The organism is Novosphingobium hassiacum (genome assembly GCF_014196055.1).
GTDB lineage: Bacteria > Pseudomonadota > Alphaproteobacteria > Sphingomonadales > Sphingomonadaceae > Novosphingobium > Novosphingobium hassiacum.
Map to the genome: position 1 here is coordinate 18,941 of NZ_JACICY010000012.1, position 23,572 is coordinate 42,512.

Sequence of the window (23,572 nt, forward strand, 5' to 3'; positions counted from 1 at the left end):
TATAGACAGTCGGTACCGAGTCAAGTAGCGTTTGCCTCAATGAACGATCCCACCCTCAAGCCTGCGATGTTCGCCCGTCTGGTCTATCTTGACCAATGTCTGACATGGCGCGGGCAAGTGAATCGCAAGGACTTGATCGAACGATTTGGGATATCCTCGCCACAGGCAGCGATCGACTTCCGGCAGTATCTGGAACGGGTAGCCGAACCAAAGCCCAGGTATGATACGGTCCGCAAATGCTACGTTGCTGACAGCGAACACCGTGGGTTGCCGATCACGCATGAAGCCGGCTCACCGGATGAGCTTGTGAGAAGCGCTGCATCCGATGGCTTCTCTTTGCTGCCATCGCCCGTTCGGCAGTGCCCGCCAATTGTAATGCGCTATCTCTATCAGGCGCTCGAGCAGCGGTTGAAGATCGAGATCGACTATGTCTCGATGTCCAGTGGGCTCCGCCAGAACCAATGGATCGCACCTGCGCACTTCGCGTCGGATGGAGAGCGGCTGCACGTCCGGGCTTGGAGTTTCCATCACCAGGAGTGGCGCGACTACCTTCCCGTCCGGGTGTCTCCGGAGAGCAGTTTTTCAGTTTCGCCAGTCGGCCAAGAACTTCCGCGAGATGCGGACTGGGAAGACCTGGTTGATATCCGTCTCAGACCAAGGATCGACCTGACGGATGAGCAAAAGGCTGCAGTCCGCCTTGAGTATGGCTTTACTGAAGAAGTTCTGAGCTTTCAGATTCGCAGATCGCTGGAGTTCTACATTGAGCGGCGCTGGGGCCTCAATCGACCCGGCGCCAGACTGGAGCGTTGCTAACGCTTGACCAAAGCTGACTTCGGATTGAACTGACGAGGCGCAAGGGCGACTTATTCTCATGCAAGGCAGAAACCCTCTCGGCTACGCCGACCACCGGCCATTCACAGGCTTTTCCGACGAACTCGTTTACGGGATTAGGCGTGACGGCGGTACAGTGCATATATCGGAGGTCGTGCGGGGCCTGCTTTGCGATTGTCTGTGCCCGGCATGCGATCAAGTTTTGGTCGCCAAGAAGGGTCCGAAACAGCTCCATCACTTCGCTCATCACAACAAGGGAATTGCTTGCAGCCACGTAGCGGAGACCAATGCGCATATATGGGCCAAACAGGTTCTTGAGCGCGAGAAGCGACTCACCATTCCTCCGATTGTTGCCGAACATGGCGGACATACGGAGATTGTAAGCCCAGCCAAAGTCTATGTTTTCGCTCATGCCAGGTTGGAAAAGCGGCTCGATACAATCGTGCCGGATGTGGTTCTTTTCACAGAAGACGGCACACAACTGATCGTCGAAGTCCGCGTCACTCATGCCTGTGAAGAGGCTAAACTCACTAAACTAAAAAACGATGGCCTTTCGTCCATTGAAATAGACCTAAGACGGTTTCGAACATCGACTGATCAAACAGCGGTTGAAGAGGCTCTGCTCACAAGTGCGCCGCGCGAGTGGCTCATGAACGCAAAGCAGGCGTTATTCAACACGCGTTTGCGTGATCAACTCGCGGCCGAGGCGGCGAGAAAGGCAAAGGAAGCCGAGGATCGTGCCAAGCGCATGGCGGCGGCCGAAGCTGATAAGGCTCGGCGCGAGCACGAAGCGGTTGCCCGCTCTGCGGATCGCCTCATTCGAGCTGTCCGAGAAAACAGGCGCAATTTGCGCCGCGTGCCGGAACAGATGGAAGCGCTGCTCAACGAATTTTATGACGTACCATGGTCGCAGGCCCCGACGGTTGGCTTCACGGTTCATCCACTGGCCTGGCAAGCGGAGATAGTGACGGCGTTCCTGACCTATCCAAACGCGCTAGACTATCAATGGGCGGATCATATTTCGACTGGCGTCGCGCTGACCAAGATCAGTCATCTCCTCATCCCAGCATTCCGCGACAGGATTTCGGAGCAAGTGCGCAGAAAATTGCGCGACGAGTTGCCTGGTCACTATGTCCCAGACGAGGCGGTCGAGAGGTTTCTTGATGGCTTGGCTGGCGCGGGCTATCTGTGGCCAACACGAGATGGCGAATTCTGCGTTGCCCAGGAATATGCTGATCGGCTGTCCGAACGCGAGCGTCGCCGCCAAGCCTCCCAACGTCGATGCGATGACGTGAAGCAGCGTGTAGCCGTCGTTCTCGCTCGCTTGCCCAAAGTAGAGCAAGCCGAATTTGATCTCGAAAATTGGTTCACGACCCATCTCAGATCGCAGAATGGCGAACCCCGAGCGCTCTGTTGGCTCGGGGACGAATCTTTCCGCAATTTCGAGCGGGCCCTCAAGCGCGTCGAACTATTAAGTGAAGGTGGACCGGTAACGGAGGAATTACTCGGGCTTCCGCTACCGGGTGAGGTGACCCGCGCGCAAATCCGCGAGCGCGACAAACTCGTCCGTGCGGCTTCGCAGCGGCGTTCGAGCTTGGCCGATGCGGCCCAGGCGGAGTTGGGCGAGGAAGCAGATGCATGGCTTTCAAGCGCATCGCAAGACGATGAAGAATTGACTTGGATCGATCAGGCTGGGCTTGATGATTTGTCGTATCAGCGGGTCCGCGGAGCGCTGGCAGCGGCCTCGGCTAAGCGACAAGCAGCCATTCGTGCGCGGAATGAAGCATCATCGCGAAGAATTGCCCTGCGCGAGGCTGCCGGGAAGATCTATGATCAGGATCATCTCGAAGTGTTTTTGCGCGCATCGCACCCGAGGCTTGGCAAGTCACCATTAGACCACTGCGTGGACCAGCGAACGCTTCAAGAATGCTTGGCGCTCCTGCCGCGCATTCGGCGTGCAAGGCTGCGTTAGCATCGCGCAGTGCAGCAATCCTTAGCTTCTGCGGGCGGAGCCCGCAGCTTCGGCCTGACGGCCGGGAGGGAAGGGGGGTGGGAAGAGAGTGATCGGACAAGGGGTTCGGTCGCAATCAATCCTACCAGGAGACAGTCCATGAACATTGGTGAAATCCGCAAGAACGCCAACGGCCAGCTGATCGGCTCTGTCGAAACGCTCACCATCACGCGCACCATCGGCCTGCGGCCGGTGACCTCCAGCAACCAGCGCGCGCCCAAGTTCGAAATCGTCGCACTCAACGACCAGCGTCGCTGGGTGATCGTCGGCGCGCTCTTCGAACTCTCCTCGAACTCGACCGGCGAGAGCTTCTACCAGGGCAAGATCGACGATCCGTCGATGGCGCAGCCGCTCTACATCGCCGCTTTCCCCCGCGAAGACGGCACCATGGCGGTCGCCTGGCAGCGTCCGCGTCGCCGCAACAGCCAGCTCGGCTCGAGCGAATACGGCGAGAGCGACATGTTCCCGGCTGACGACACCGGTGGCGACGAGCGCGGCACCGAGCAGGCCGGCGATGGCCTGGGTGACAGCACCGCGACCCCGCCCGCCAAGCGCGGCCGCGCCAACGCCAAGGACGGCGCCGAACACGACGGCGCGCTGCCGCCCCTCGTCGACGCCTGATCGGCACCTCCAACTCCAACCGGCGGGGGCCGCTGCTGCGGTTCCCCGCCGTCCTCGCATAGGCCGCGGATGAGCCCCCCGCGCGGCCTGAGGCGGAACGTCGGCACTGCCCCCCGCCCGGCGTTCCGCCTCTTCATTTGCCTGGAAAATTCCGGAGACCACACATGCTGACGATGAGCGAACGCTTCGCTTTCACCACACGGCGCCATCATGCCTTTGCCAGCACCGGCAATGCCTATGATGCCACGCAATGCGACGAGACTATTCAAACTGGCGACACGCTCATCGTGCTGGCCGAAAACGTGGTCGGCGTGGCCATGACCTGGCCATTTGCGGTCACGACGGCGCAAGGAAAGCTCCATGCCCTGTCCGCACCGCGTGACGGCGAGACGCTGGCGGATCTCGCCTGTTCGCTCCACGTCAGCCTTGACGACTTCGAACACGCTGCCGAGATCGCCAGGCGTCTTGGTTTCTCGCTCGATCCTCAGGTCGAAAGGCTGCTCGCGCGCTCGGCCCGCTGAGGCCCCGCGGGATCAGAGCGGCAGCGAGGACTGCTCGGGCGAAGGCGCGCTTGCCGGCGCATCGACCGCATCGGCAATCACGCGCGCGAGTTCGAGCGCCGCATCCTCGCGTAGGCACGAGCTTGGGGCAGTGATACCGACCCGCGCCCAGCCCGGGGCGTCCAGGATGGCATGAGCAACAGCAGACGTATCGATTCTTTCCATACCTGCACGTGAACATATCACGAACACAATTGCAAGATCATCGGTGCTGCTCCCGGTCGCGATTGACAGGGAAGGGTGGTCCGAAGACCATCAGCCCATGTGCAACCTGTACCGTATGACCAAGGCCCCTGCAGAAATCGCCCGGCTGTTCGGCGCGCGCGGAGGCGAGGGCGCCAATTTCGCCGCCGAAGTCTATCCCGGCTATCCCGGCCTCGTCGTCGCTGAGGGCGCGGCGCGGGTGATGACCTGGGGGTTTCCCTTGGCGCTCAAGGGCAAGAACGGACAACCGCTGAGGCCCAAGCCCGTCAACAACGCCCGCGAGGACAAGCTCGGCACCGGGTTCTGGCGGCCGAGCTTCGAGCGCCGTCGCTGCCTGATCCCGGTCACCGCCTGGGCAGAGGCCGAGGGGATCAAGGGCCAGATGACCCGCACCTGGTATTCGCTCGCCGGCGATGACCTCTTCGCGGTCGCAGGCCTGTGGCGGCCGACCGAGGAATGGGGCGAGGCCTATTCGATGATCATGGTCGATGGCTGTCCGCAAATAGCCGAAGTACACGACCGCATGCCGGTCGTCCTCGCTAAGGAGAGCTGGGAGCAGTGGCTTTCAGGTACGCCCGCCGAGGCTTTCGCGCTGTGCCAAACCTGTCCCAGCAAACTCGATGTCGATCGCACAGCCGAGCGCTGGGGCGCGAGGCGCCCCGCAGCGAAAACAGGCTGAGGGGAGGGGGGTTTCGCGGGTCGGATCAGACCCAAGCGAAAGGACCTTGCCCATGGGCGACCGTGCCCCTTTCCACATCACCATCGGCGGCACTTTGCCGCGCGAACATCTCGCCACCTTCGCCGGCCACGCCGCGGACTATGATCTGCGCACCGAGTGGGACGGCGAACCCTTCGATCCCGCCGTGCTGCCCGAAGGCGAGCCGCTCGAACTCTACGGCACCGAGCTCAATGGTGGGCAGATCCCCGACATTGATAACTTCTGCGCCGAGCACGGCCTGCCGTTTCGCCGCTGGTCAGGCGGCTGCCTTGGCGCCTTCCTTCCCGAGATCATTCTCTTCGACGGGGCGAGCCGGATGCGCGATTACACGGCGAGCGAAGACGAATATGTCCTCTTCCCGCCGTCGTGGATTCGCAGCTTCACGCGGCTGCGCGATCTGAAACGCGCGATCGACCGCGCTGAAGTGACGATCCCGGCTTTCGTCGTCTCCGGAAATGTCTCCAATGACCGAGACTGAAGCTGCCCTCCTGGCCCGTTCGCGCGCGGCGCTGCTCGCCCGCTTCCCGCTGTCGCGGGTGAGTGAGGCATTCTTCGACGACATGCTCGGCGTCCTGCCGCCCGCGCACATCCAGGGCGTGCCGGGATTCTTCGTCACCGAGGCGGTGAGTGAGGACGTCCACGCCCATTTCGTCCATGCAGGCGGTCGATTCTATGGCGCTTATGTCGCTCTCGGGGATCCTGCGACCTTCATCACCTATGCGCGGATCGCCGCCTTCGATGCGGTGAACCCGGCGCCGCCGGTGCTTGCCTGGTATCCAGACGACTGAGCCAGCGGAGGGAAGGGGGGCTGGAGCTGGGCGTTCGTCAAGGAGACCAGCCCATGCCTCGCTTCTACGCCGGGATCGGCGCGCGCGCGACGCCGCCGCCCATCCTCAGCCTGATGACCCGTGCGGCCTTTGCGCTGTGCAAGCGGGGCTACGTCCTGCGCTCGGGCCGCGCGATTGGCGCCGACAGTGCCTTCGAACGTGGGGGCGGCCGCGATGCGCAGATCTTCCTGCCGGCGCCAGGCTGGCGCGGTTCGGTGAGCACTCTGCATCCCGAAGCGCTGGGCGCAGAGCTCTGGGGCAGGGCGCGCGACATAGCCGCCGCGCATCATCCTGCCTTCGCGGGGCTCTCGCCTTTCGTCCAGGCGCTGCACACGCGCAATGTCTTCCAGGTGCTGGGACCGAGCCTCGATAGCCCTGCGGAATTCGTGCTGTGCTGGACCGCCGACGGCGAAGCCTCGGGCGGCACCGGCCAGGCGCTGCGTATCGCTGCGACCCACGGCGTGCCGGTTTTCAATCTGCAGCGGGACCGCGAGCGCGCCCATGTCGAGCGCCATCTGGTCCTCTGATCCGTTCAAACTCCCGTGATTGCGCCGTTCTACGCATTGCCATGGCGATGGGACGGGGCACGCGCGGTTCACAACTGAAAGCCAATACCATGTCCTCGATCACCCTCTCTCTTGAGCTTGCCTGCAGCCGCGACGAAGCAGCGCGCTTTGCCGCGGTCGAACTGTTCCTCGCCGAGGGGGCGCAGGACGCCAGTGCCGAACCGCCGGCCGAGCTCGACGCCCTGTTCGGTGCAAAGGCACGCGAGACGATCCTCGGCCTTGCCGGACACCCGCAGCCGCTCGGGATCACCTGCCGGTACGACCGCGACACGTCCGTGATGACGCTCGTCGCCATCGATGGCCGGCCCAACCTCGGCGCGCTCCCGGTGCTGCTGCTCTGGCTCTATCCCGAGAAGCTGCCGATCGCCTACTCGGTCCACGTGACCGAGCGGCCCGAGCTCGCGGTCTGGACCATCGTCGGGCTGAACCGGATTGAGATCACCCAGCACGAGGGCGAGGTCGCTGCCCGGCTCGAAGCCCTGCGGACGATCGGCGAAGTGCCCAGGCGCCTCGACCTCCTGCCGACCAGGCCGCTCCCGACCAGCGAGGACTGACCGCGCTCACGCCGCTTCCTGGCGCTCCCAGTTTCGCCGCGGCCGCCGACTGACGCGGGCCGGAAGCGGCTCGCCCTCCTTCCACAGCAAGTGCGCGACGCCTTGCCCGGCGAGCAGCGCTTCCAACGGCTCGGCCACCTCGTTGTCACGGTCATGGATATGGATCGCGCTGGCTTGCTCGCCAGTGTCCTTGAGCACCAGGCTTGCGATCGGCGTGTCAGTGTCGAGATTGACGCGAAGGCCCTTTACGAACCGCCGCTTTTCCGCAACCGCCTTGCCGATAAGGTAGCGCTCGTCGCTGGTTTCGTAGGGGAGCCACTCGGGCGTCACCGGCATCAGCGCGACCTCGATGAGGTCGAACGTTCCTTCGCGGCGCCGCGCGAACGAACCGGCGAGCACGAGATGACCACTTTTGCCATGTGGACCGTCCTGAGCCTGCCACAGGGCAAGTTCGCCCGCGAACCGCTTGTGAAAGCGCCGCGCCATGTCCTGGTCCATCATGAAGGGCATGTCGCCGACATGGCGCAGGACGATCTTCTCGGCGCCGTGCGCGGGGACGATCTCCTTGATCTCGCCCACCACCACCATCATCTCGTCGCGCGAGGCATAGACCCTGGCCAGCGCCGCGCGGCGGCGCGCCCGGATCTCTTCCTTTTCTTCAATCTTGAAGCTCTCGGGCACGAACAGGACGTGCGGCAGGGCTTCCTCCTTTGCCCGGCAGCTGGCCGCTGCCTCGAGCAATGCGCGGCGCACCACGAACCATGTGCGCTTGCCCGCCATCTTGGGATGCCAGTGGGTCAGCTCCGCCCGATCCCACAGCACGTGCAGAAGCCCGCGCATCGAGAGTTTCTGCCCCGACGATTTCACCGTCGGCTTGTCGTTGGTGAGCGCCGAGGGAGCGAGCCGGGCTGATCCGCGTGATAGCGGAAAGCCGAGCTTGAGGCTGGTCTCGCCGCTCGTCTCATCGTCGATGACGGCGCTCCCACGCACCTGGCCCATGCCGGTCAGGTAATCGGGCGCCTCATAGTGATCGCAGGCGGTCGCATGGCGCGCGCCCGAGCCTGGCCAACGGGCGAGCACGTAACGGGTCTGGCGGTGCGAGATGTAGAGTGGAAGCTCGGTCCCCTTGCGGCATTCGCACAGAACCTTGCCTTTGCGCTTATAGGCGTCGCGCAGCACGGACTGAAGTTCATCGCCTTCGGCCACGCTGCGGCCGAGCACACGGTATCGCTGGATCATTGGTGGTCCTTCCAATTTCTCGCGATCGACGCTGCCCGTTCGACCTCTCGCGCATCTCCTTCGGTTTGACGCGGCCCCGGATAGGCACGCTGGGGTCAGTCTAAGCTGGCCTTGCGGATGCGGCAAGGTTCGGCTCCCGGGACGGGTGTGCGGGAAAGATCGCTTCACCCTGGCTTGCGGGTGTGCGCGGCGTGGACCTTGGCGGGTTGCGTCTGGTCGATGCCGCACTGTTCCGCGGTGCGACCATCTCTTGCGAGCAGGCCGGCGAGCTCCTCGGCGAACTCGGGCTCAACGTCCGCCAGGCTGCTGTTTGGCTTCAGAGTCCTCAGCTGTGATCTGCGTCGTTCCTGCCGAGGTTCTCGGCAACGCCATCGGCCAGCCCGAGGCACAGCGCTGCTTCCTCGCGGGTGAGGCTGATCGTCACGGCGGCTAGATCGGCGAGCTTGGCGCGCAGCACGTGTGACAGCGCCTGTGCAACCTGCAATGCGCTCGGCATTTCCGGTCCATCCGTCATTGGCTTATCTCCTCTCCTGCGGACACGGCTTGGCCCCGTATCGGCGGCTCCATTCGGGCAGTCCTTTTGGACTTGCCGCCGGCACGCTCCTGCCTGCGGCAGTGGGCCTTGGCATCTGCGCGAAGAGCGCAGCATATCGGTGTTGGCGGTAATTGATAAGGTGGTGATGATGTCTTTCGAGCAAAGGGGAAGGGGGCACCCCTGCGCCCGCGCCCCGCGCGGGACTTGGGGCGACCCGCTCTACTCGCTAAGGTGAGGCAACGCCGCTCTCGCGCCGCTGCTCACCCAAGCTCGCCGGCATGAATGCCGGCCCTTTCGGGTAACGATCGGGGCCAGTGGAGTTTTCGCGCGGGGAAAGGTTGGTTGGCGCGCCGCCCGGTTGACGATAGGGTCTTGCACCATGTCCATTGTCCTTGCCGCCGCCGCCCTCTGTCTTTCGCCCAGCGTCCACGATGGCGACACAATCCGCTGCGGCCGCGAGCGAGTGCGCATCGCCAATATCGATGCACCCGAATTGCCGGACAGTCCCAAGTGTCAGGACCGTCGCCGGTCCTACGCCTGGTGTGATTTCGCTGCCGGGGAAGCATCGCGCGTCGCGCTCATTCGGTTCGTCTCGCGCGGTCGGGTCATGATCACGCGGCATGGCACTGACCCCTATGGGCGGACGCTTGCCACCATCTCGGTGAACGGCGTGGACGCCGGTGACCACCTGATCGCGCAGGGCCTCGCGAAGCCCTGGCGCTGACGCGCCCATTCTCACTCGGTTGCTCCCTGATATTCCCGGACCAGCCCCGCTCTTCGTGCACGCGCGGACGCTCAAGGCCGTGTCGGTTGGGCGGAGAGAAGTCGGGGTCTCTCGCGCGATCTCGTTCTGACTTGCCTCGACATGCTCAGGCGGAGGCCGGAGCGGGGGCGGGTGACTGCGATTGGCGCACTGGCGTGGTGCCGGGATGCCCTGACGGGATGCAGCCAAGGCTGACGAGCCCGGTTGGCTGGGAAACCCGCGGCTTGAACTGACGAAACCGCCCTTCGCTTGCCGATGAACCTGTGCAGCGCCAGTCCCTGGCCGCAACCCAAAAGCAGCGGACCGTGAAGCCCTGCGGGCTTGCCGCACCACTCCTCGCTTTTGGGTTTCCCTCACGCCCGTTTGATTTTTGGCGTTCGGTGCGGGCCCGGGCCTTTGGCCCTGCCTGTGGTCTTCATCGGCGGGCGGTTCCGCCGAATTCAAGCCACGGAGAAACCCCATGAAGAACCTCGTCATCCTGATCGGCCGCATCGCTAGCCAACCCGAAACCCGCCACGCCGGCGAGACCGCGATCACCTCTTTCACCCTCGTCACCGACCGCCCCAAGCTGGTCGATGGCAAGACGGTCAAGAACGAGGCCGGCTACACCGAGACCCTCGCCGAATTCCACCGCGTTACCGCTTTCAACGGCCTCGGCACTTCGGTCGCCAAGCACAAGAAGAAGGGCGACATGGTCGAAGTCCAGGGCCGCCTCCACTACTCGAAGTGGACGGACCGCGAGGGCGTCGAACGCTACGCGGTCGAGATCGTCGCCGAGGAGGTCCTCTTCCTCTGACCGGAGCCCGGGAGGCGGCAGCACCGCCTCCCGAAAGGGCGCAAAAATGCGCCCCCACTTCCTCACAGAGACGAAAGATCAGAGCGATGATCATTACTACTGACACGCCGGTCTGGGATACGCCCAGCGGCATGGGCGGCACCTTCACGGTGACCCTGCTTGAAGACGATCCTGCCTCTCCGACCGTCCTCGCGCGGGTCTGCTACGGCCGCCTCGATGAGGCGGGCCGGTATCACCCCTGGCGCGAATGGGACGGCTACACATTCCTTGTCGCCCGTACCGAACTTGCCAATCCGCGCCGGTTTGCCGATCCGACTCCACCCTACCGGCCGCCGGGGTGAAGGCAGATGCGCGCGTTGCACAGAATGCAACTGCCGGATCTTATTTCGCACTTGCAGCATTTAAGGCATCGCCCCATATCAGGAATGCCTTTCAGGCATCCTCTCCCAAAACTTTCCAAGGGGCCGGCGCAAGCTCGCCCCATTTTTTTGCGCATGCCGATCTGGAGCGCAAGCCAACGGCACTGGCATTTGGCGGCCGCGGCCCATAGGGTCCGCCATCGCCAATTAGAGAAAGACCGCACGCCATGGCCGATGAAATGCTCCTGGATCACGTCGCCGACATCGTTTCTGCCCACGTCAGCAACAATTCGGTCGCGGCGGGTGATTTGCCGGGCCTGATCCAGTCGGTCTACGCATCGCTGGCTTCGCTTGGTCAGGTGCCCGAGCCGACCGAGCAAGTGCGCATACCCGCTGTCTCGGTCCGCGCATCGATCAAACCCGATGCGGTGACCTGCCTCGAGTGCGGCGCGAAGTTCAAGATGCTCAAGCGCCACCTCAGCACCGATCATGGCATGACGCCGGCCGAATACCGCGTACGCTGGAACCTGCCTGCGGACTATCCCATGGTCGCACCCGACTATGCCGCCAAGCGCAAGGAACTGGCCGTCCGGATCGGGCTTGGCCGCAAGCCCGGACAAAGCCCGAAAGCGCAGGCCAAGGTTGCTGCGGAGCCCAAGGCGCGCAAGAAGCTTGGGGTCGCCTTCAGCTAAGCCTGATGCTCCGACACCGGGTGTCAGCCTCATTTATTGGCTCCATTTTCTGTCGACCTATCGGCGCATGCCCTGCCGTCTGTGACACTTTGCCCTCGGGGCAGAGTGTCATCATCGACATCAGCCTTGGCAGGAACATGGGATCGCCCGGGCCGCTCTGGCTGATCTGCCATGCCATTTGGCCGAACATGCAGGTTCCGCCCCTTCGCGGGCGGTGCCGGGCAAAGTGTCACGGGCGACAAACGACATGGCTTGAACGAAAGGGGATTCACAGGATTCACCTTTTGTGCTCAATGCTGATCCATGGAGCAACAGACAGCGATCACTGGCGTTGGCGGCATTTACGCGGTGCTGGCTGAGGTCTCGAACCGGCCGCGCTACGCTTTCCTGGTTCTTCAACTCGTTTCCGAAGCCGCTGACGGGCGAGGGCAGGCCGGTCCCTTTGTTTGCCGGGATGGAAAGCCCGCACTCCTGCGCGATTGGCTCTGCACCCAGCTGCTGCCCTTGAGCGAACAGCAGGGCCGCCGCGCGGCGCTGCGCGCGCGCGTTGCTGCCTCGCTTGGGCGTGAACTCTCCGGCGATGAGGCCCGCGATGCCGCTCAGATCGACCAGGCAGTCGAGGAGCAGGTCCTGGCCGTGGGCCGCGCCAATGTCAGCCGCGCGATCTCGGATCTGGCGCGTGCCGGTCTAGTAACACGCCATTACGCGGGCTACGCCACCAACCACCGCAATCGCGGCGGCGGCCGCCACGCAGTTTATGTGGTCAATCCGGGCGTGTTGAAGCTGCTGCGCAGGCCTGCGCCAATGATCGGCGCGGTTCGAGCGTCCGGTACGGGCCAGGGCGAACTGTTCGCAGCCTGATGCCCAGCTTGACAATTTTCCAAACACGCCGCATATAATGCCCCTAATATTTGGCATATGGTGAGGCAAATGGCGAGCGCGGCATTCTTGAGTGAAGTCTCCGGTGACAAGGGCGTCTCGGTCGACAGGTTGTCGGCGGCGCTTCATATCACCAAGTCCGAACTGGCGCTCGCCGCTGGACTGTCACGCGATGCCGTCTCGAAGGCTGCCCGCAGCAGCAGCATCGCCACCCAGTCGCGGCTGCGTGAGATGAGCGAAATCATCAACCGGGTCATTCCCTGGGCGGGTAGCGAACTTGCTGCCTATGCATGGTACCGATCGCAGCCGTTGCCGTCCTTCGGCGACGCCACGGCGGAAGAGCTTGTCCGTCAGGGACAGGGCGAGAAGGTTCGCACCTATCTCGGCCGGATTGCCGCTGGCGGCTTTGCCTGACCATTGGGCCAGATTTCGAAATCGGCTCTGCCGTTCACCCGGTTCGACGGCCTGGTCTATCGGGCGCATCATCCGGCCTGGGCTTATGATCCGGAATCGGGCGAAGGCGCGAAGCTTCACGGCGGCCGCTTCAACCGCGTCGGCACGGCGTGCTTCTATGCGGCGCTCAGCCTCGAAACCGCCTGGCTCGAGGCACAGCAAGGGTTCGCCTTCAAGGCGCAGCCCCTTACGATCTGCAGCTACCGCGCCGATCTTTTGGAAATTCTCGACCTGACCAGCCCTGACGTGCGAGATGCAGCGCAGGTCACCTTGGCGCAGCTCAGCTGCGCCTGGGAGCGTCATGCCGGCGACCGCAAGTCCGTTCCGACCTGGGAACTGGCCGATCGGCTCATTGCCGCCGGCTGCGCCGGCGTGATCGTGCCAAGCTTCGCTTCGCGAGCTACGGTCGATGACCGCAATCTGGTGCTGTGGTCCTGGAGCCGCGAGGCCCCGCATCGTCTTGAAGTGATCGACGACGAGCAGCGATTACCGCGCGACCAGTCATCGTGGCCTGACAATACGTGATTCATCTAAATCATTGATTTAACATAAGAAATATTATCAATTTGGGCGATCATGCCACGTTGGATCATCCGTGACATGTTTTCAGATTTATGGCATAAGCTGAAAATCATGTCCGAATGCTGCCTTTCGCAGGACGTTCTCGGGCGAACTGGAGCACTGCCATGACGGTTCAAGTGACGATCACCCCGAACGGCCGAATGAGCTTGCCGGCCGATATCCGCAAGCGGCTCGGCCTGGCTGCCGGTGGCGCCTTGCTGGTTGAGGAAACTGAGGACGGGGTCATCCTGCGAACGGTCGCGCAATCGATCGCCCACGCGCAAGCGCTTGCCAAGAAGTACACCGGTTCGAAGCCTGAGGCTTCGGTCGATGCCTTCCTCGCCCGCCGCCGTGAGGAATCCGGAGAATGAGCGAAGTGGTGCTTGATGCTTCGGCACTCCTTGCCTTGCTCCGGGACGAGCCCGGTGCGGGCAAGGTTGCCGAGGCCATTGCGGATTCGCGCATGTGCAGCGTCAACTATGCGGAGGTTGTCAGTCACTTTATCCATGCCGGAATGCCTGCGGGAGAAGTCGATGCGATGCTGAAGCCCTTGCCGATGGCCATCGTCGACGCCGACCAAGGCCTCGCGACGATCGCCGGTCGCTTGCGCGCCACGACGGCCGAGGCCGGCTTGTCGCTCGGCGACCGGTTCTGCCTTGCGCTGGCCCGACGCGATGGTCTCACTGCCCTCACCGCGGACAAGCAATGGAGAATCGTCGCCGATGCCGCCGGTGTCGCCGTTTCGGTGATCCGCTAAGTCCTGCAGAATGGCGGCAGCACCTTCCAAGATAGGCAGGAGCCAGCCTCTGAAGCAATCAGGTCCTGATCTCAATCGCTTCCCAGATTGTGCCGAAATGCGCGAATTGGTGCGGTCAGCTGGTCGTGGTACGAGCACCGAGGAGTTAAGGCGTGCGCAGGACCTCGCCTATGATGCCTGGGAAGAAGATGACCGGTCTCGGCGCAATGCCCTTGCCCGTAAGGCGTTAGCACATTCTCCGCTTTGCGCTGATGCCTGGCTGCAGCTTTCGCAATTGCGCAATCTGTCGGATGAGAGCCGTCGGGAATATCTCTTGCGCGCTGTCTGTGCGGGCGAACTCGCCATTGGCGAGAGCCGCTTCGCCCAAGACAGGGGTGAGTTCTGGCTGGTTGTGGAAACCCGACCCTACATGCGTGCGCGTCATGCCCTGGCCGAGGATTTGTGGTTCTCGGGCGCTCGACAGGAAGCCATCAATCACCTTCGTGAGATGCTCGAACTGAATACGAACGATAATCAGGGTGTGAGATATGTTCTTTTGACCTGGTTGGTCCGGGCTGAAGAAAACCAGACCGCGCAGCAACTGCTTGACGAACACGGCGAGGAAATCTCGACTTTCATGGAGTTTACGCGTGTGCTGCTCGCGTACAAGGAGACCGGAGATAGCGAGCAAGCTCGCTCCAATGCGGCGAACGCGCTGCTGGCGAACCGTCATGTCGCCAAATATCTCGCCGATCCGGGGCTCTGGTACGCCACAAGCGACCATTATTCTCCCGGGCAGGAGAATGAAGCGGCTTGGTATGCTCAGGAGCTTGGCATCGACTGGTATCGGACGCCTGGCGCGATCGCATGGCTGGTTCAGCAATGCGACAAGGAACCCCTCCGCAATCGCGACGGAGAGACTCTGCACTGATCATCTTTCTCATCGCTTTGACATTCCCGTTCGGGAATTTTTGCATGAACTGATGCCTAGATCTGTGCATTTGTTCCCGAGCGGGAATAAATGACTTGAAATCGGCCACAATCGAGCCGAATTTCCCGCTCGGTAATATGGACAGCACTTCACTTGGTCTCCTCGTGCGCCGCGAACGTAAGGCGCAGAACCTGAAGCAGGCAGAGCTTGCGGCAGTGAGCGGCGTTGGTGTCCGCCTCATTGTCGATCTCGAAGCGGGTAAGCCGACACTGCAACTCGGCAAAGCGCTTCAGGTCATCGCGACGCTCGGATGCGACGTCCAGATCGCCTCTCCTGCGAGCCGCCGGTCATGAGCGACAGGCTCCGCGAGCGGGCCGGGCTGCTCGTTGGGAAATTGTGATCGCCGCGCCATTCGCAGCGGCCAGTCCGAGAAATCGTGCTTTAAGAAGCCCATTTCCCGAGAAAACGAGATTTAGTGACCGGTCCGCCCGAGATTTTGCGATTTACGGTGCCGGCTCACGACAGGCCTTGCTGAACGGTTTCTGGTCCTCAAGGACTGCGCACTCTTGTTAGAAATATCACTGAATTTTTCTAACAGAAATGGCCGGTCGACTGTTACAAAACCTATGATTAGATCGTTCATAGATAGAGGTTTTGTAACATAAGAATCCGCTCAACGGCGGCGAACCTGCCTGTACCGCGACGGGTCGATTGTCAGGACGACATATATCCCAGCGCCGTCCGTCAGCCTGATGCAGTCAGCTGCCCTCGCCGACATCTCATTGGCGATCCCGGGTTGCGCAAGACCTAACTGCTCACTTCCGCTGCGGTCTTTTCGCCGCCCAAAGCTCAAAATGTGGCTTCAATGCATCGGGCAGTTCTTCGAAAAAGGTATTGTCCATTGGATAGTGCCGCATCGTCAGCCAAATGGCGTCGAGCAAGGCAGTGCCCTGCTTGTGATCCTTGGGCTTCTTTTGCGGGTCGCGTTCCGGTTTTTCCGCCATCCACAGTTTCTGCAGGGCAAACCATCGCGGATCAGGAACCACCATGCGGGCCGCTTCGCCATCGCGCACGCCGACGACCCGATCAACCTGCCGACCGTTCAGAAGCCATTCCTGCTCCGGGAGCGGGATTGGTCGCGGGCGGTCTTGCGCAATTTGCCCGCCTATCCGGCTCGGTGCCGAGAGAATCTCGACTTCGTACGCCTTTGCGTTGCGTGCCTGAAATGGCCGCTCGGTGTTCACCGAGTAGGTCATGTCGGTTTCCTTGAGGACCTTCCACAAGGTTGGTCGATCTTCGTCGGCATTGATCCCGGTCAGTGCCATATCGAAATCCATGGTTTCTTGCGGCGCATCGCGGATGAATCCGTTGGCTTCGAGAGCGTAGGCGATCAGCGCGTTGGTGCCAACGACCATGGCCTGGTCCCCAAGAAATCGGAGTCGATCGGCCTCGCGCAGAATTTTGCCGGCGTCCGCGGGGAGCATGGGCAAACGTAGCGCCCGATAAAGGCTGGCTTGTTCCGTGAGCGTTTCCCTCGAATGCGCAAGACGGTCCTTCAGTTCGGCTTTTTCGGTTTTGTACTGGTCGAATTCTGCCTGCTTCTCCGGATCGATCGGCCCCTTGCTTTTCATGCTACCGCGACGATCGGTGACTTCGTAAAGGTACTCTCGCCCAGAAACCTCCTTGATCCGCATATTGTAAGGCATATCGTTCAGCGTGCGCAGCGCATCCATCCAGACGTGATAGGCCTGGTCCAGATTGACGATCACCCTCGCCTGTTCGTCCGAGAACGGTTGGAAGTTCATGCATTACCCTGCAATTGGAGGATTTGACCAAAATGCAGGGTAAATGCCGTAAATGCAAGAGTTACCCTGCAAAACGCGGAACTCGTCCATTTGCAGGGTAAAGATGCCTGGCAGCCTAGCCCCTTTTCGGCCAGCGGGCGTCGCTGATGCTCCATGTTCATCAGCGTCAGCCTGATGCCGTCAACTGCCCTCACCGGCATTGGCCTGATCAAGCAGGTCCATGAATGTCCGCGCCGCTTCGCGGTCGCGAGGGTCCTTGAACGCCACATCGAGGTCCGGCGCAGAACCCAGCATGTAGAGCAGCGACCACATGGCGAACCTGCGTCCCTTGTCGGTCTCAAGCCCGAACTCGACCAGCATGCGCTCGATCCCGCTGGCCAGGCCATCGGGCGAAACCGCTCCGAGATCATCGGTCCCGAAGAAGCGTCGCATCTGGTCGTCGAACTCCATGGCGGTACTTCCTTCTAACGATGCAATATGCTGCCCACGAGAGCCATTTCAGATTGAGCGGCCCTGCCAAGAATGGCGCACTCGGTCCCGCGCCCGTGCTGTCGCACCGGGCCTTGCGGGCCGACAGACAGGCTCCGGCAAGGGGTCCCTCCTTTGCTGCTGGTCGCGCCGAGGATGGCGCACCCAGGGCGCACCGCTTTCAGCCTGAGCACTAACCCCGTCCTGGGCGCAACGGCGGGACGCAGAGGATATGGCGTTTTGCGGTTAACCCCGAACGCCCTGAAGGGGTTCGGGGGCAAAACCGTAATCTCTCTCTCATCTCGGTAGCTGAGCGAAATCAGCATCGCCATAGCATGACGCCTGGGAGATTGGCGGCCGTCAAGGATCGCGGGTGCCCCCCGATTTTGACCTGCTGCGGCTACCGCCTTGCGAGCAAAAATCGGCTCCCCCCACGCCCGCTTGCCAAGCGGCGGCAGCGCGTGCGCGCCGCCGTCCCTGACTGCCTGACTCCGGCGTCCCTCCGATGGGCATCTTTCATCAGCGTGATGAGAGACAATTCCTTTTGGAGGTTATCATGACGGACCGTTTCTCGAACTTCGCCGACCTTGCCGAACACTATGCGCGCGAAATCGCCACGCCCGACTACGCCCGGGCATTCATGGAGCAAACCGAGCTGGCCAAGCTCTCGATCGAGCATGAACCGAGCGCTGCTGAAATGCCTGATCCGGATGTGGCGCAGGCGGCGATCGAAATGATGCTGGCAACGGTCTTCGACCTGTTCCGTGACACCCGGATGGAGGACTTCGCGAGCGAGGTTGCCTGGGGCATCGCCAACAGCTTCCATGTCGTGGCGAAGCGGCTCGACGACCGCGAGGACGCGATGTCCAACCGTCTCCAGGAGAAACTGCGCGAATACGATCCAAGCGAGGTTTACGCGACCGACCTTGAGGACCTCACCATGCAGGCCCGCAGCCTTGCCGAGTGCCGCGACGCGATGGAATGCATGCGCGACCATGCCGCCAAAATCTATCTCGTCGAAACCGGCCGACCCTTCTCGCCGGTGCGCGGCTCGCGGGTTTCGTCAAAGTCCAACGCATCGATGATCGAGGCACGCGACTATCTGGCATCACAACGTGCGCAGCGGCGCGAACAGTTTGCTCCAACAGGTCCCGTCGTGGTCTTCTCGGGCGGACAGCAGTTCACCGACATTGCGAAGGTTGAAGACTACCTAGGCGCGATCCGCACACGCATCCCCTCGATGGTGCTGGCAACAACGGCCCAGAACAAGGGCGCGGACGTCATCGCAGCAGCTTGGGCATCGAGCCACAACGTGCCCGTCATCCTGTGCAAGCCCGATACCTCGCGGGGACCCTCGGCACCCTATCAGCGCAACGCCCGCATGCTCGCGTTCAAGCCTGTAGAGGCAGTAGTCTGCAGCGGCGGCGGCATTCAGGCGAACCTTGCTGATCGGCTGCGCGAAGCGCGCATTCCGCTCCACATCGTGCGCGACGCTTCGGCCCAGAGCGAGGCTCCGGCGACGCGTGCCAAAGCTCCGGCGCAGGCCGAGCGCCCAGCGATGAAGCGCGTGGCGGGTGGTGACGATCTCCCACCGTTCTGAGTGAGGCCTGCTTGCGTTCAAATCAACCAGAAGGGTGTCCGGTCTAACCGCCGGATGCCCTTCTTTTTGTCGCTCGGGAGGCACTGCACCCTGCCCGGCTCGCTCGCTTCTGGCCCCCGCCAGTGACGGCCATGCGGCCTGCTGGCGCGAAGCCTTCGCATCGGCCGGGCTGGCAAGAGCCGTTTATGGGGCCACCGGGGGTGCTGACCAACAGGGGTTAAACACTCTCGCAGAATTCCAAGCATGATGACCGCCATTGGCCCGCGTCAAGAAGGGCGGTTCCCCCAATTTTTACGCCTGAAGAAGGCGAAAAAATCGGCTCCCCCACCCCCGCTTCGCGGCGGGCCGCGGGCGGCCCGTTCCTGACCCGGGCCAAGCTCGGTCATCTTTTCGGAGGCCTCTTCAATGATTTTGACAGGAGGCTCACATGAACGCTTTTACGACCACACTCGACATCCCGGCTTTCGATCCCATCAGCTATGACGCTGCGGTACGCGCGGCCACTGTCCGGGCCCAGCACAGCTTCTTCGACCAGCACGTGATCGAGGACGACGAGGGCTGCTTCGTCGCCATCGACGAGGGCGACTACAACGCACTGCCCCAGCGCCTGATCGACCGGATCGTCCATACGGTGCAGGGCATGATGGCTGACGACTTCGACGAGGCGAACATCGCCCGTGCCGCGAGCTTCATGAGCGTGGTGATGGATCCCGAATGGGACGCGGATTGCCCGTTCTGAGATGCAGAAGCATCGCACAGCGCCGGAGGGCTCGTCAGGGGCTCTCCGGCCCCTCATTTTTGTGAGCCTGAATAAAGCGCAGCCGGGGTCCCCCTCGACTGCCTGCGGATGCAGGCAGTAACTTTGGGAACCCCGGCTGTGCTGGTCTCTTGCGAGACCGGTTTCAGCTTTTCGCCAAGCGCTTTTCGGCTTCGTCCAGGCCGAGCTTTCCGAGTGCGGCGAAGAAGCCTTCAACCCGCTCGAACGGTGCCTTGCCGAGTGCCGATTTTCTCAGCAGTTCGGCCATGGCATTTTGCTCGCTTTCCCGCAGCTTCGCTTCGCGCGCTTCCAGAGCGCTTCGCTCCCTTGCGATCGCCTGTCGTTCCGCTTCAAGACTTCCTTTCCTGGCCATGATGATACCTCGTTGGTTGGCGCTGAAACCTCCCGCGCGCGAGGATCATGTCTGTTTTGCGATTCGACAAGTCCTCACGATTCTACCGATTTTGCATACCGCAATTCACTGCGCTATTGACTGCGATTATGTCCATGGCCACCGCGAAGCAGACTTATTCCCGTCGACAGCAACGCCAGTCCGAGCGGCGTGACGTGATTCTGGACGTGGCTCAAGCCGCCTTTCTTGAGCGCGGATTTGCGGCCACCACTATGTCGGGCATTGCCGCCCGACTTGGCGGATCGAAATCGACCTTGTGGACATACTTCCGCACTAAGCAGAGCCTTCTTGCTGCGGTTCTGATTCGGGCGGCAAGTGCCCTCGAAGGACAGTTGTTCGCATCTCTCAACCTCGATGAGGGAATAGAGCAGAGCATTCATCACTTTTGCGAGGTGTACGCTCGGGTCATCTGCAGTCCGAAATCGATAGCGCTCCATCGGTTGGTGATTGCCGAAGGAGTAAGATTTCCGGAAGTCGGACAAACCTTTTCTGATTGCGCGATCGCCAATACCCGACAAATGTTGATCACGTTCCTTACCGACGCTCACCGACTGGGGAAACTGACCATCCCGGACCCTCCCACGGCTGCCGATCTGCTACTGTCTCTGTGCCATGGGAACACATTCCAGTCGCTGATCTTCAATGTGCCGCATTCGCGTGTCGAGCCCCTAGCTAACAACGACGGGGTAGTGGCGGCCGCTGCATTTCTGCAGATGTTCCGTCCCGATTGGCCTTCTCATTAATCCCCACAGGATTCAGGCGAATTCGCCCGAAACCCGCGACCTATCATCGCTACAGGATCAAGGGGAGAACAAGCACACCCTACACGGCCATGCCGTTGGATATTCGGCGGATTTGTGCGGGTGTACGATTGTCCGCCGCCGTATGACATTCGTCGGACATTATGGCGGACAACGCATTTGCGCCGTTTGTGCGTCAGACTGCGTCACACACCTGTAGTTCATGGCGCTTCACTTGCCAAGCGCTGGCCAATGGCCTAAAAAGGCTTCGCGCAATTCCCATCGGGCCCTCGCTTAGGGCTTTGATGATGACAGACGAAACCCGCGTTTCCGTTCGCCTGCCAAGGCGGCTTGCCGAAGCACTCGACCAGGCTGCTGCCGCGCAATCGGTCAATACCTCGATCATCCTGCGCGCCGCGCTCGAGACCTATCTCGGCACGCTTGCAGGAGCGGGCGATGCAGAGCGGCGTCGGCAGTTCTCGGCCGAGTACCAGTTCCTCGTCGCCGACCTCATCGTCCAGCGCGAATACCCCGACGTGCACAACGAACTGCTGCTTGAGGCCGAGCGCCGCATGGAGGCGCTCCATGGCGCGGCCTGACGTCTGGTCCGACCAGTCCCGCCCGGGCAAGCTGCAGCACCATTCGGCGCGCGGGACGACGCCGCGTAATGCCGGAAACTTCACCCGCGGCTCGCAGCTCATCACCCACGAATACCTGATGTGGTTCGCTTCGGCGAAGCTCCCGTTTCTTGTCTGGTTCTTCGCCTTTTTGTTCATCGTTTCGATCGCGCTCGCGCTGCGCCTTCACGAACACGAAGTGCAGATGATCATGATGCGGATCTACGCCGCGGGATGGAGCTTCATGGAGTTCTCGAGCGCCAAGGTCATCAATCTCACGCTGCCTTCGGGCGAGGTCATTCCCGCCCCCATCGGCATGGTGGCATCGCACCCCGACGTGGTGATCGCCTGGGACAAGATGACGCGCGCGATCCTGGGCTCGCTGTTCATATCGCTGTTCGTCACGCTGCCGCTCACGGTCTGGTTCGTCGATTACTCGAGGCGGCGCGGCAAGGCGATCCTCGAAGAGCGCCACCAGCGCGGCGCGATGCTGGTCGATGCGTCCACGCTTGCAAAGGCGGTCCACGCACACAACCGCGCCGCGCTCATCGCCGAAGTCGCCGAGCGGCTGCCCGGCAAAGGCCTCGAAGAGGTGCTCGCCATGCCCTTTGCCACGCGCAAGGCTGCCGGCATCCACCATGCCTACACGATCGCCGGTGTGCCCTATCCGTGGCGGACCGAGCAGGCCCACGCGATGATGATCGGCTCGACCGGGACCGGCAAGACAACGCAGATGCGCGACCTGATTGCGCAGATGCGCCTGCGCCAGGATCGCGCCGTCGTGTTCGATCTCACCGGGGCCTATGTCGAGGCGTTCTATGATCCCGAAACTGATGTCGTGCTCAACCCGATGGACGAGCGCTGCCCGTCTTGGTCGATCTTCGATGAAGCCAAGAACCATGCCGACTTCATCGGCATCGCCGCCTCCCTGCTGCCGAGCGACGGCGGGGCTGCGGAACCGTTCTGGATGCTGGCGGCGCGCACGCTGTTTGTCGAAACCTGCGTCAAGCTTGTCCGGATCGGTCAGGCCAACAATCAGGCGCTTGCCAGCAAGCTGATGATGGCTGACCTCAAGGAGGTCCACAAGTTCCTCGAGCATACCGTCGCCGATCCGCTGACCGCGCCCGAGGCGGCCAAAATGGCAGAATCGATCCGGGCGGTGTTCAACACCAATGCGCAGGCGCTGCGCTTCCTGCCTGAAGGCAAGGCGCACTTCTCGATCCGCGACTGGATCGGCAAGGAACACCAGCCCGGCTCGATCCTGTTCATCACTTCCTCGCACACCGAACTGGTGCTCAATCGCGCGCTCCTGTCGCTGTGGATGAACCTTGCGGTGCACAGCCTGATGCGCCTGCCGCGCACCCGCTCCTTGCGCACCTGGTTCTTCTTCGACGAGGTCCATGCGCTCCACCGCCTGCCCGCGATCGAGGACGGCATGCAAACCGCGCGGGGCTTCGGCGGCGCCTTCGTGCTGGGCATCCATTCGTTCGCCAAACTTGCCGAAACCTACGGCAAGGAAGGCGCGCAGAACCTCGCCTCGCTGGCGCGCACCAAACTCATCCTGTCGGCGGCCGATCATGACACCGCCGAGCATTGTTCGCAGTTCATCGGTGAGCGCGAAGTGCGGGTCATGGATGAGGCTTACAGCTACGGCTACTCGACCATTCGCGATGCCGCGACGATCACGCCGCGCACTGAACTCCAGCCCCTGATGCTGCCCTCCGACATCATGAAGCTGAAGTCGCTGTTTGGCATTCTGGTGTTCCCCGAAGGGTTCGATGCCGCGCGGATCAAGCTGCAGTACAAGGACTACCCCGCAGTCGCGCCGGGATACATCCTGCGCAAGAATGTCGAACCGATCGAATATGTGGCGCTCGACCTTGGCGGCGACGAAGACGAGGACAGTTCGTCCGATGACGCGGGCGGGCGCGAGAACAAGGACGCGCTCGAAGCCGACATCGCGCGCGAGGCCGAGCCTGCGCCCGAACCGGCAACGGCACCCTTCCCCAGCCACGAGGAGATTGCCCGCCAGATCGAGCAAGCTGCTCTTGCACATCCGATTCCCGCGAGCAGCATCGCCAACCAGATGCAGTACCGCTCCAGCTCTGCCGTGCGCGCCTCCGCCCCCGTGTCCCGCGAAGCGAATCGGGACACCGCCAGGTCGGCAAAGTCCGCCCCGCGCGCGGGAGGCAAGACGGGTGCGGTGCGCGCGGTCCAGGCCAACCGCGAACTTGGTGAAAATCTTGAGCCAGCTCCCCGCGATGAACGCACCCGGGACGGCGCCGGACAAGCTCCCGAACTGCCGCTCACGCCCGGCGACGGCATGGAGATGTAGCC

31 protein-coding genes are annotated in these 23,572 nt (G+C 62.3%); 25 read left to right on the plus strand and 6 right to left on the minus strand.

Annotated features, from left to right (window positions below; genetic code table 11):
- Window positions 1-39: 39 nt before the first annotated feature.
- The 4 genes from GGQ88_RS17640 to GGQ88_RS17655 all read left to right on the plus strand — a co-directional run bounded on the left by GGQ88_RS17640 (window position 40) and on the right by GGQ88_RS17655 (window position 3,984).
- A complete protein-coding gene (locus GGQ88_RS17640; RefSeq protein ID WP_183614794.1) occupies window positions 40-813 on the plus strand; it encodes a BrxR family transcriptional regulator in 774 nt (257 codons plus the stop codon).
- A 220-nt stretch (window positions 814-1,033) separates the two neighbouring features.
- Complete coding sequence (locus GGQ88_RS17645; RefSeq protein WP_183614795.1) at window positions 1,034-2,803, plus strand: competence protein CoiA family protein; 1,770 nt, start codon at window positions 1,034-1,036, stop codon at window positions 2,801-2,803.
- Window positions 2,804-2,941: 138 nt separating this feature from the next.
- Window positions 2,942-3,463: a DUF736 domain-containing protein gene (locus tag GGQ88_RS17650; RefSeq protein WP_183614796.1), complete on the plus strand. Its 522-nt coding sequence runs from the start codon at window positions 2,942-2,944 to the stop codon at window positions 3,461-3,463.
- Window positions 3,464-3,636: 173 nt separating this feature from the next.
- Window positions 3,637-3,984, plus strand: a complete 348-nt coding sequence (locus tag GGQ88_RS17655) for a hypothetical protein (RefSeq protein ID WP_246386268.1) — start codon at window positions 3,637-3,639, stop codon at window positions 3,982-3,984.
- Between the two features lie 12 nt (window positions 3,985-3,996).
- Here GGQ88_RS17655 and GGQ88_RS17660 read toward each other — a convergent pair whose 3' ends face one another.
- The gene (locus tag GGQ88_RS17660) at window positions 3,997-4,188 is read right to left on the minus strand and encodes a DUF6771 family protein (RefSeq protein WP_019054459.1); all 192 of its coding nucleotides are present in this window, start codon (window positions 4,186-4,188) and stop codon (window positions 3,997-3,999) included.
- A gap of 97 nt (window positions 4,189-4,285) precedes the next feature.
- On the opposite strand from GGQ88_RS17660, the gene GGQ88_RS17665 reads away from it, so the two are divergent.
- From GGQ88_RS17665 to GGQ88_RS17685, 5 genes are read left to right on the plus strand one after another with little or no spacing between them, the layout of a single operon-like run.
- Window positions 4,286-4,906: an SOS response-associated peptidase gene (locus GGQ88_RS17665; RefSeq protein WP_019054460.1), complete on the plus strand. Its 621-nt coding sequence runs from the start codon at window positions 4,286-4,288 to the stop codon at window positions 4,904-4,906.
- Between the two features lie 52 nt (window positions 4,907-4,958).
- The gene (locus GGQ88_RS17670) at window positions 4,959-5,423 is read left to right on the plus strand and encodes a hypothetical protein (protein WP_183614798.1); all 465 of its coding nucleotides are present in this window, start codon (window positions 4,959-4,961) and stop codon (window positions 5,421-5,423) included.
- The gene (locus GGQ88_RS17675) at window positions 5,410-5,733 is read left to right on the plus strand and encodes a hypothetical protein (RefSeq protein ID WP_183614799.1); all 324 of its coding nucleotides are present in this window, start codon (window positions 5,410-5,412) and stop codon (window positions 5,731-5,733) included. The genes GGQ88_RS17670 and GGQ88_RS17675 overlap by 14 nt, the downstream gene beginning before the upstream one ends.
- A 53-nt stretch (window positions 5,734-5,786) precedes the next feature.
- Window positions 5,787-6,299, plus strand: a complete 513-nt coding sequence (locus GGQ88_RS17680; protein WP_183614800.1) for a hypothetical protein — start codon at window positions 5,787-5,789, stop codon at window positions 6,297-6,299.
- A gap of 41 nt (window positions 6,300-6,340) precedes the next feature.
- Complete coding sequence (locus GGQ88_RS17685; protein WP_246386271.1) at window positions 6,341-6,892, plus strand: hypothetical protein; 552 nt, start codon at window positions 6,341-6,343, stop codon at window positions 6,890-6,892.
- 6 nt (window positions 6,893-6,898) lie between these two features.
- Here GGQ88_RS17685 and GGQ88_RS17690 read toward each other — a convergent pair whose 3' ends face one another.
- The gene (locus GGQ88_RS17690; RefSeq protein ID WP_183614801.1) at window positions 6,899-8,131 is read right to left on the minus strand and encodes a DUF1173 domain-containing protein; all 1,233 of its coding nucleotides are present in this window, start codon (window positions 8,129-8,131) and stop codon (window positions 6,899-6,901) included.
- A gap of 325 nt (window positions 8,132-8,456) precedes the next feature.
- A complete protein-coding gene (locus GGQ88_RS17695) occupies window positions 8,457-8,645 on the minus strand; it encodes a hypothetical protein (RefSeq protein WP_183614847.1) in 189 nt (62 codons plus the stop codon).
- A gap of 400 nt (window positions 8,646-9,045) precedes the next feature.
- On the opposite strand from GGQ88_RS17695, the gene GGQ88_RS17700 reads away from it, so the two are divergent.
- From GGQ88_RS17700 to GGQ88_RS17750, 11 genes are all read left to right on the plus strand, one after another.
- Window positions 9,046-9,390, plus strand: a complete 345-nt coding sequence (locus tag GGQ88_RS17700; protein ID WP_183614802.1) for a thermonuclease family protein — start codon at window positions 9,046-9,048, stop codon at window positions 9,388-9,390.
- Window positions 9,391-9,889: 499 nt separating this feature from the next.
- On the plus strand, window positions 9,890-10,225 hold the full coding sequence (locus GGQ88_RS17705) for a single-stranded DNA-binding protein (protein WP_066213939.1): 336 nt from the start codon (window positions 9,890-9,892) through the stop codon (window positions 10,223-10,225).
- Between the two features lie 86 nt (window positions 10,226-10,311).
- On the plus strand, window positions 10,312-10,566 hold the full coding sequence (locus GGQ88_RS17710) for a hypothetical protein (RefSeq protein ID WP_183614803.1): 255 nt from the start codon (window positions 10,312-10,314) through the stop codon (window positions 10,564-10,566).
- Between the two features lie 245 nt (window positions 10,567-10,811).
- Window positions 10,812-11,276 (plus strand): Ros/MucR family transcriptional regulator, encoded by a 465-nt coding sequence (locus GGQ88_RS17715; RefSeq protein ID WP_183614804.1) that lies wholly within the window; start codon window positions 10,812-10,814, stop codon window positions 11,274-11,276.
- 303 nt (window positions 11,277-11,579) lie between these two features.
- On the plus strand, window positions 11,580-12,137 hold the full coding sequence (locus GGQ88_RS17720; RefSeq protein WP_183614805.1) for a hypothetical protein: 558 nt from the start codon (window positions 11,580-11,582) through the stop codon (window positions 12,135-12,137).
- A gap of 87 nt (window positions 12,138-12,224) precedes the next feature.
- A complete protein-coding gene (locus GGQ88_RS17725; RefSeq protein ID WP_230190342.1) occupies window positions 12,225-12,569 on the plus strand; it encodes an antitoxin Xre/MbcA/ParS toxin-binding domain-containing protein in 345 nt (114 codons plus the stop codon).
- A 3-nt stretch (window positions 12,570-12,572) separates the two neighbouring features.
- A complete protein-coding gene (locus tag GGQ88_RS17730; protein WP_221214756.1) occupies window positions 12,573-13,133 on the plus strand; it encodes an RES family NAD+ phosphorylase in 561 nt (186 codons plus the stop codon).
- A gap of 161 nt (window positions 13,134-13,294) precedes the next feature.
- Window positions 13,295-13,540 carry an AbrB/MazE/SpoVT family DNA-binding domain-containing protein gene (locus GGQ88_RS17735; RefSeq protein WP_183614807.1) on the plus strand — a complete coding sequence of 82 codons (246 nt, stop codon included), beginning with the start codon at window positions 13,295-13,297 and terminating at the stop codon, window positions 13,538-13,540.
- Window positions 13,537-13,926, plus strand: a complete 390-nt coding sequence (locus GGQ88_RS17740; RefSeq protein WP_183614808.1) for a type II toxin-antitoxin system VapC family toxin — start codon at window positions 13,537-13,539, stop codon at window positions 13,924-13,926. Before GGQ88_RS17735 ends, GGQ88_RS17740 begins: the two co-directional genes overlap by 4 nt.
- Before the next feature lie 97 nt (window positions 13,927-14,023).
- Entirely contained in the window at window positions 14,024-14,836 is an 813-nt protein-coding gene (locus tag GGQ88_RS17745) for a hypothetical protein (RefSeq protein WP_246386274.1), read from the plus strand.
- A 95-nt stretch (window positions 14,837-14,931) separates the two neighbouring features.
- Window positions 14,932-15,189, plus strand: a complete 258-nt coding sequence (locus tag GGQ88_RS17750) for a helix-turn-helix domain-containing protein (protein ID WP_425490460.1) — start codon at window positions 14,932-14,934, stop codon at window positions 15,187-15,189.
- 462 nt (window positions 15,190-15,651) lie between these two features.
- Here GGQ88_RS17750 and GGQ88_RS17755 read toward each other — a convergent pair whose 3' ends face one another.
- Complete coding sequence (locus GGQ88_RS17755) at window positions 15,652-16,641, minus strand: GSU2403 family nucleotidyltransferase fold protein (RefSeq protein WP_183614810.1); 990 nt, start codon at window positions 16,639-16,641, stop codon at window positions 15,652-15,654.
- A 180-nt stretch (window positions 16,642-16,821) separates the two neighbouring features.
- Window positions 16,822-17,091, minus strand: a complete 270-nt coding sequence (locus GGQ88_RS17760; RefSeq protein WP_183614811.1) for a hypothetical protein — start codon at window positions 17,089-17,091, stop codon at window positions 16,822-16,824.
- 574 nt (window positions 17,092-17,665) lie between these two features.
- Here GGQ88_RS17760 and GGQ88_RS17765 point away from each other — a divergent pair.
- Both GGQ88_RS17765 and GGQ88_RS17770 read left to right on the plus strand, forming a co-directional pair.
- Complete coding sequence (locus tag GGQ88_RS17765; RefSeq protein ID WP_183614812.1) at window positions 17,666-18,709, plus strand: DUF2493 domain-containing protein; 1,044 nt, start codon at window positions 17,666-17,668, stop codon at window positions 18,707-18,709.
- Window positions 18,710-19,136: 427 nt separating this feature from the next.
- Window positions 19,137-19,448 carry a hypothetical protein gene (locus GGQ88_RS17770; RefSeq protein WP_183614813.1) on the plus strand — a complete coding sequence of 104 codons (312 nt, stop codon included), beginning with the start codon at window positions 19,137-19,139 and terminating at the stop codon, window positions 19,446-19,448.
- Window positions 19,449-19,611: 163 nt separating this feature from the next.
- On the opposite strand, the gene GGQ88_RS21575 is transcribed toward GGQ88_RS17770, so the two are convergent.
- Window positions 19,612-19,734, minus strand: a complete 123-nt coding sequence (locus GGQ88_RS21575) for a hypothetical protein (protein ID WP_281372519.1) — start codon at window positions 19,732-19,734, stop codon at window positions 19,612-19,614.
- A 239-nt stretch (window positions 19,735-19,973) separates the two neighbouring features.
- Between GGQ88_RS21575 and GGQ88_RS17780 the strand changes: the two genes are divergently transcribed.
- From GGQ88_RS17780 to GGQ88_RS17790, 3 genes are all read left to right on the plus strand, one after another.
- The gene (locus tag GGQ88_RS17780) at window positions 19,974-20,621 is read left to right on the plus strand and encodes a TetR/AcrR family transcriptional regulator (protein ID WP_221214757.1); all 648 of its coding nucleotides are present in this window, start codon (window positions 19,974-19,976) and stop codon (window positions 20,619-20,621) included.
- Between the two features lie 302 nt (window positions 20,622-20,923).
- Window positions 20,924-21,217 carry a ribbon-helix-helix protein, CopG family gene (locus tag GGQ88_RS17785; RefSeq protein ID WP_246386277.1) on the plus strand — a complete coding sequence of 98 codons (294 nt, stop codon included), beginning with the start codon at window positions 20,924-20,926 and terminating at the stop codon, window positions 21,215-21,217.
- Window positions 21,204-23,570 carry a type IV secretion system DNA-binding domain-containing protein gene (locus GGQ88_RS17790; RefSeq protein ID WP_183614816.1) on the plus strand — a complete coding sequence of 789 codons (2,367 nt, stop codon included), beginning with the start codon at window positions 21,204-21,206 and terminating at the stop codon, window positions 23,568-23,570. Before GGQ88_RS17785 ends, GGQ88_RS17790 begins: the two co-directional genes overlap by 14 nt.
- Window positions 23,571-23,572: the final 2 nt, after the last annotated feature.

Bases quoted from the DNA above. Each gene is read 5' to 3' on its own strand.
- GGQ88_RS17640 (WP_183614794.1), top strand. From the start codon at position 40: ATGAACGATCCCACCCTCAAGCCTGCGATGTTCGCCCGTCTGGTCTAT.
- GGQ88_RS17650 (WP_183614796.1), top strand. From the start codon at position 2,942: ATGAACATTGGTGAAATCCGCAAGAACGCCAACGGCCAGCTGATCGGC.
- GGQ88_RS17655 (WP_246386268.1), top strand. From the start codon at position 3,637: ATGAGCGAACGCTTCGCTTTCACCACACGGCGCCATCATGCCTTTGCC.
- GGQ88_RS17660 (WP_019054459.1), bottom strand. From the start codon at position 4,188: ATGGAAAGAATCGATACGTCTGCTGTTGCTCATGCCATCCTGGACGCC.
- GGQ88_RS17665 (WP_019054460.1), top strand. From the start codon at position 4,286: ATGTGCAACCTGTACCGTATGACCAAGGCCCCTGCAGAAATCGCCCGG.
- GGQ88_RS17670 (WP_183614798.1), top strand. From the start codon at position 4,959: ATGGGCGACCGTGCCCCTTTCCACATCACCATCGGCGGCACTTTGCCG.
- GGQ88_RS17675 (WP_183614799.1), top strand. From the start codon at position 5,410: ATGACCGAGACTGAAGCTGCCCTCCTGGCCCGTTCGCGCGCGGCGCTG.
- GGQ88_RS17680 (WP_183614800.1), top strand. From the start codon at position 5,787: ATGCCTCGCTTCTACGCCGGGATCGGCGCGCGCGCGACGCCGCCGCCC.
- GGQ88_RS17685 (WP_246386271.1), top strand. From the start codon at position 6,341: ATGGCGATGGGACGGGGCACGCGCGGTTCACAACTGAAAGCCAATACC.
- GGQ88_RS17690 (WP_183614801.1), bottom strand. From the start codon at position 8,131: ATGATCCAGCGATACCGTGTGCTCGGCCGCAGCGTGGCCGAAGGCGAT.
- GGQ88_RS17695 (WP_183614847.1), bottom strand. From the start codon at position 8,645: ATGACGGATGGACCGGAAATGCCGAGCGCATTGCAGGTTGCACAGGCG.
- GGQ88_RS17700 (WP_183614802.1), top strand. From the start codon at position 9,046: ATGTCCATTGTCCTTGCCGCCGCCGCCCTCTGTCTTTCGCCCAGCGTC.
- GGQ88_RS17705 (WP_066213939.1), top strand. From the start codon at position 9,890: ATGAAGAACCTCGTCATCCTGATCGGCCGCATCGCTAGCCAACCCGAA.
- GGQ88_RS17710 (WP_183614803.1), top strand. From the start codon at position 10,312: ATGATCATTACTACTGACACGCCGGTCTGGGATACGCCCAGCGGCATG.
- GGQ88_RS17715 (WP_183614804.1), top strand. From the start codon at position 10,812: ATGGCCGATGAAATGCTCCTGGATCACGTCGCCGACATCGTTTCTGCC.
- GGQ88_RS17720 (WP_183614805.1), top strand. From the start codon at position 11,580: ATGGAGCAACAGACAGCGATCACTGGCGTTGGCGGCATTTACGCGGTG.
- GGQ88_RS17735 (WP_183614807.1), top strand. From the start codon at position 13,295: ATGACGGTTCAAGTGACGATCACCCCGAACGGCCGAATGAGCTTGCCG.
- GGQ88_RS17740 (WP_183614808.1), top strand. From the start codon at position 13,537: ATGAGCGAAGTGGTGCTTGATGCTTCGGCACTCCTTGCCTTGCTCCGG.
- GGQ88_RS17745 (WP_246386274.1), top strand. From the start codon at position 14,024: ATGCGCGAATTGGTGCGGTCAGCTGGTCGTGGTACGAGCACCGAGGAG.
- GGQ88_RS17755 (WP_183614810.1), bottom strand. From the start codon at position 16,641: ATGAACTTCCAACCGTTCTCGGACGAACAGGCGAGGGTGATCGTCAAT.
- GGQ88_RS17760 (WP_183614811.1), bottom strand. From the start codon at position 17,091: ATGGAGTTCGACGACCAGATGCGACGCTTCTTCGGGACCGATGATCTC.
- GGQ88_RS17765 (WP_183614812.1), top strand. From the start codon at position 17,666: ATGACGGACCGTTTCTCGAACTTCGCCGACCTTGCCGAACACTATGCG.
- GGQ88_RS17770 (WP_183614813.1), top strand. From the start codon at position 19,137: ATGAACGCTTTTACGACCACACTCGACATCCCGGCTTTCGATCCCATC.
- GGQ88_RS21575 (WP_281372519.1), bottom strand. From the start codon at position 19,734: ATGGCCGAACTGCTGAGAAAATCGGCACTCGGCAAGGCACCGTTCGAG.
- GGQ88_RS17780 (WP_221214757.1), top strand. From the start codon at position 19,974: ATGGCCACCGCGAAGCAGACTTATTCCCGTCGACAGCAACGCCAGTCC.
- GGQ88_RS17785 (WP_246386277.1), top strand. From the start codon at position 20,924: ATGATGACAGACGAAACCCGCGTTTCCGTTCGCCTGCCAAGGCGGCTT.
- GGQ88_RS17790 (WP_183614816.1), top strand. From the start codon at position 21,204: ATGGCGCGGCCTGACGTCTGGTCCGACCAGTCCCGCCCGGGCAAGCTG.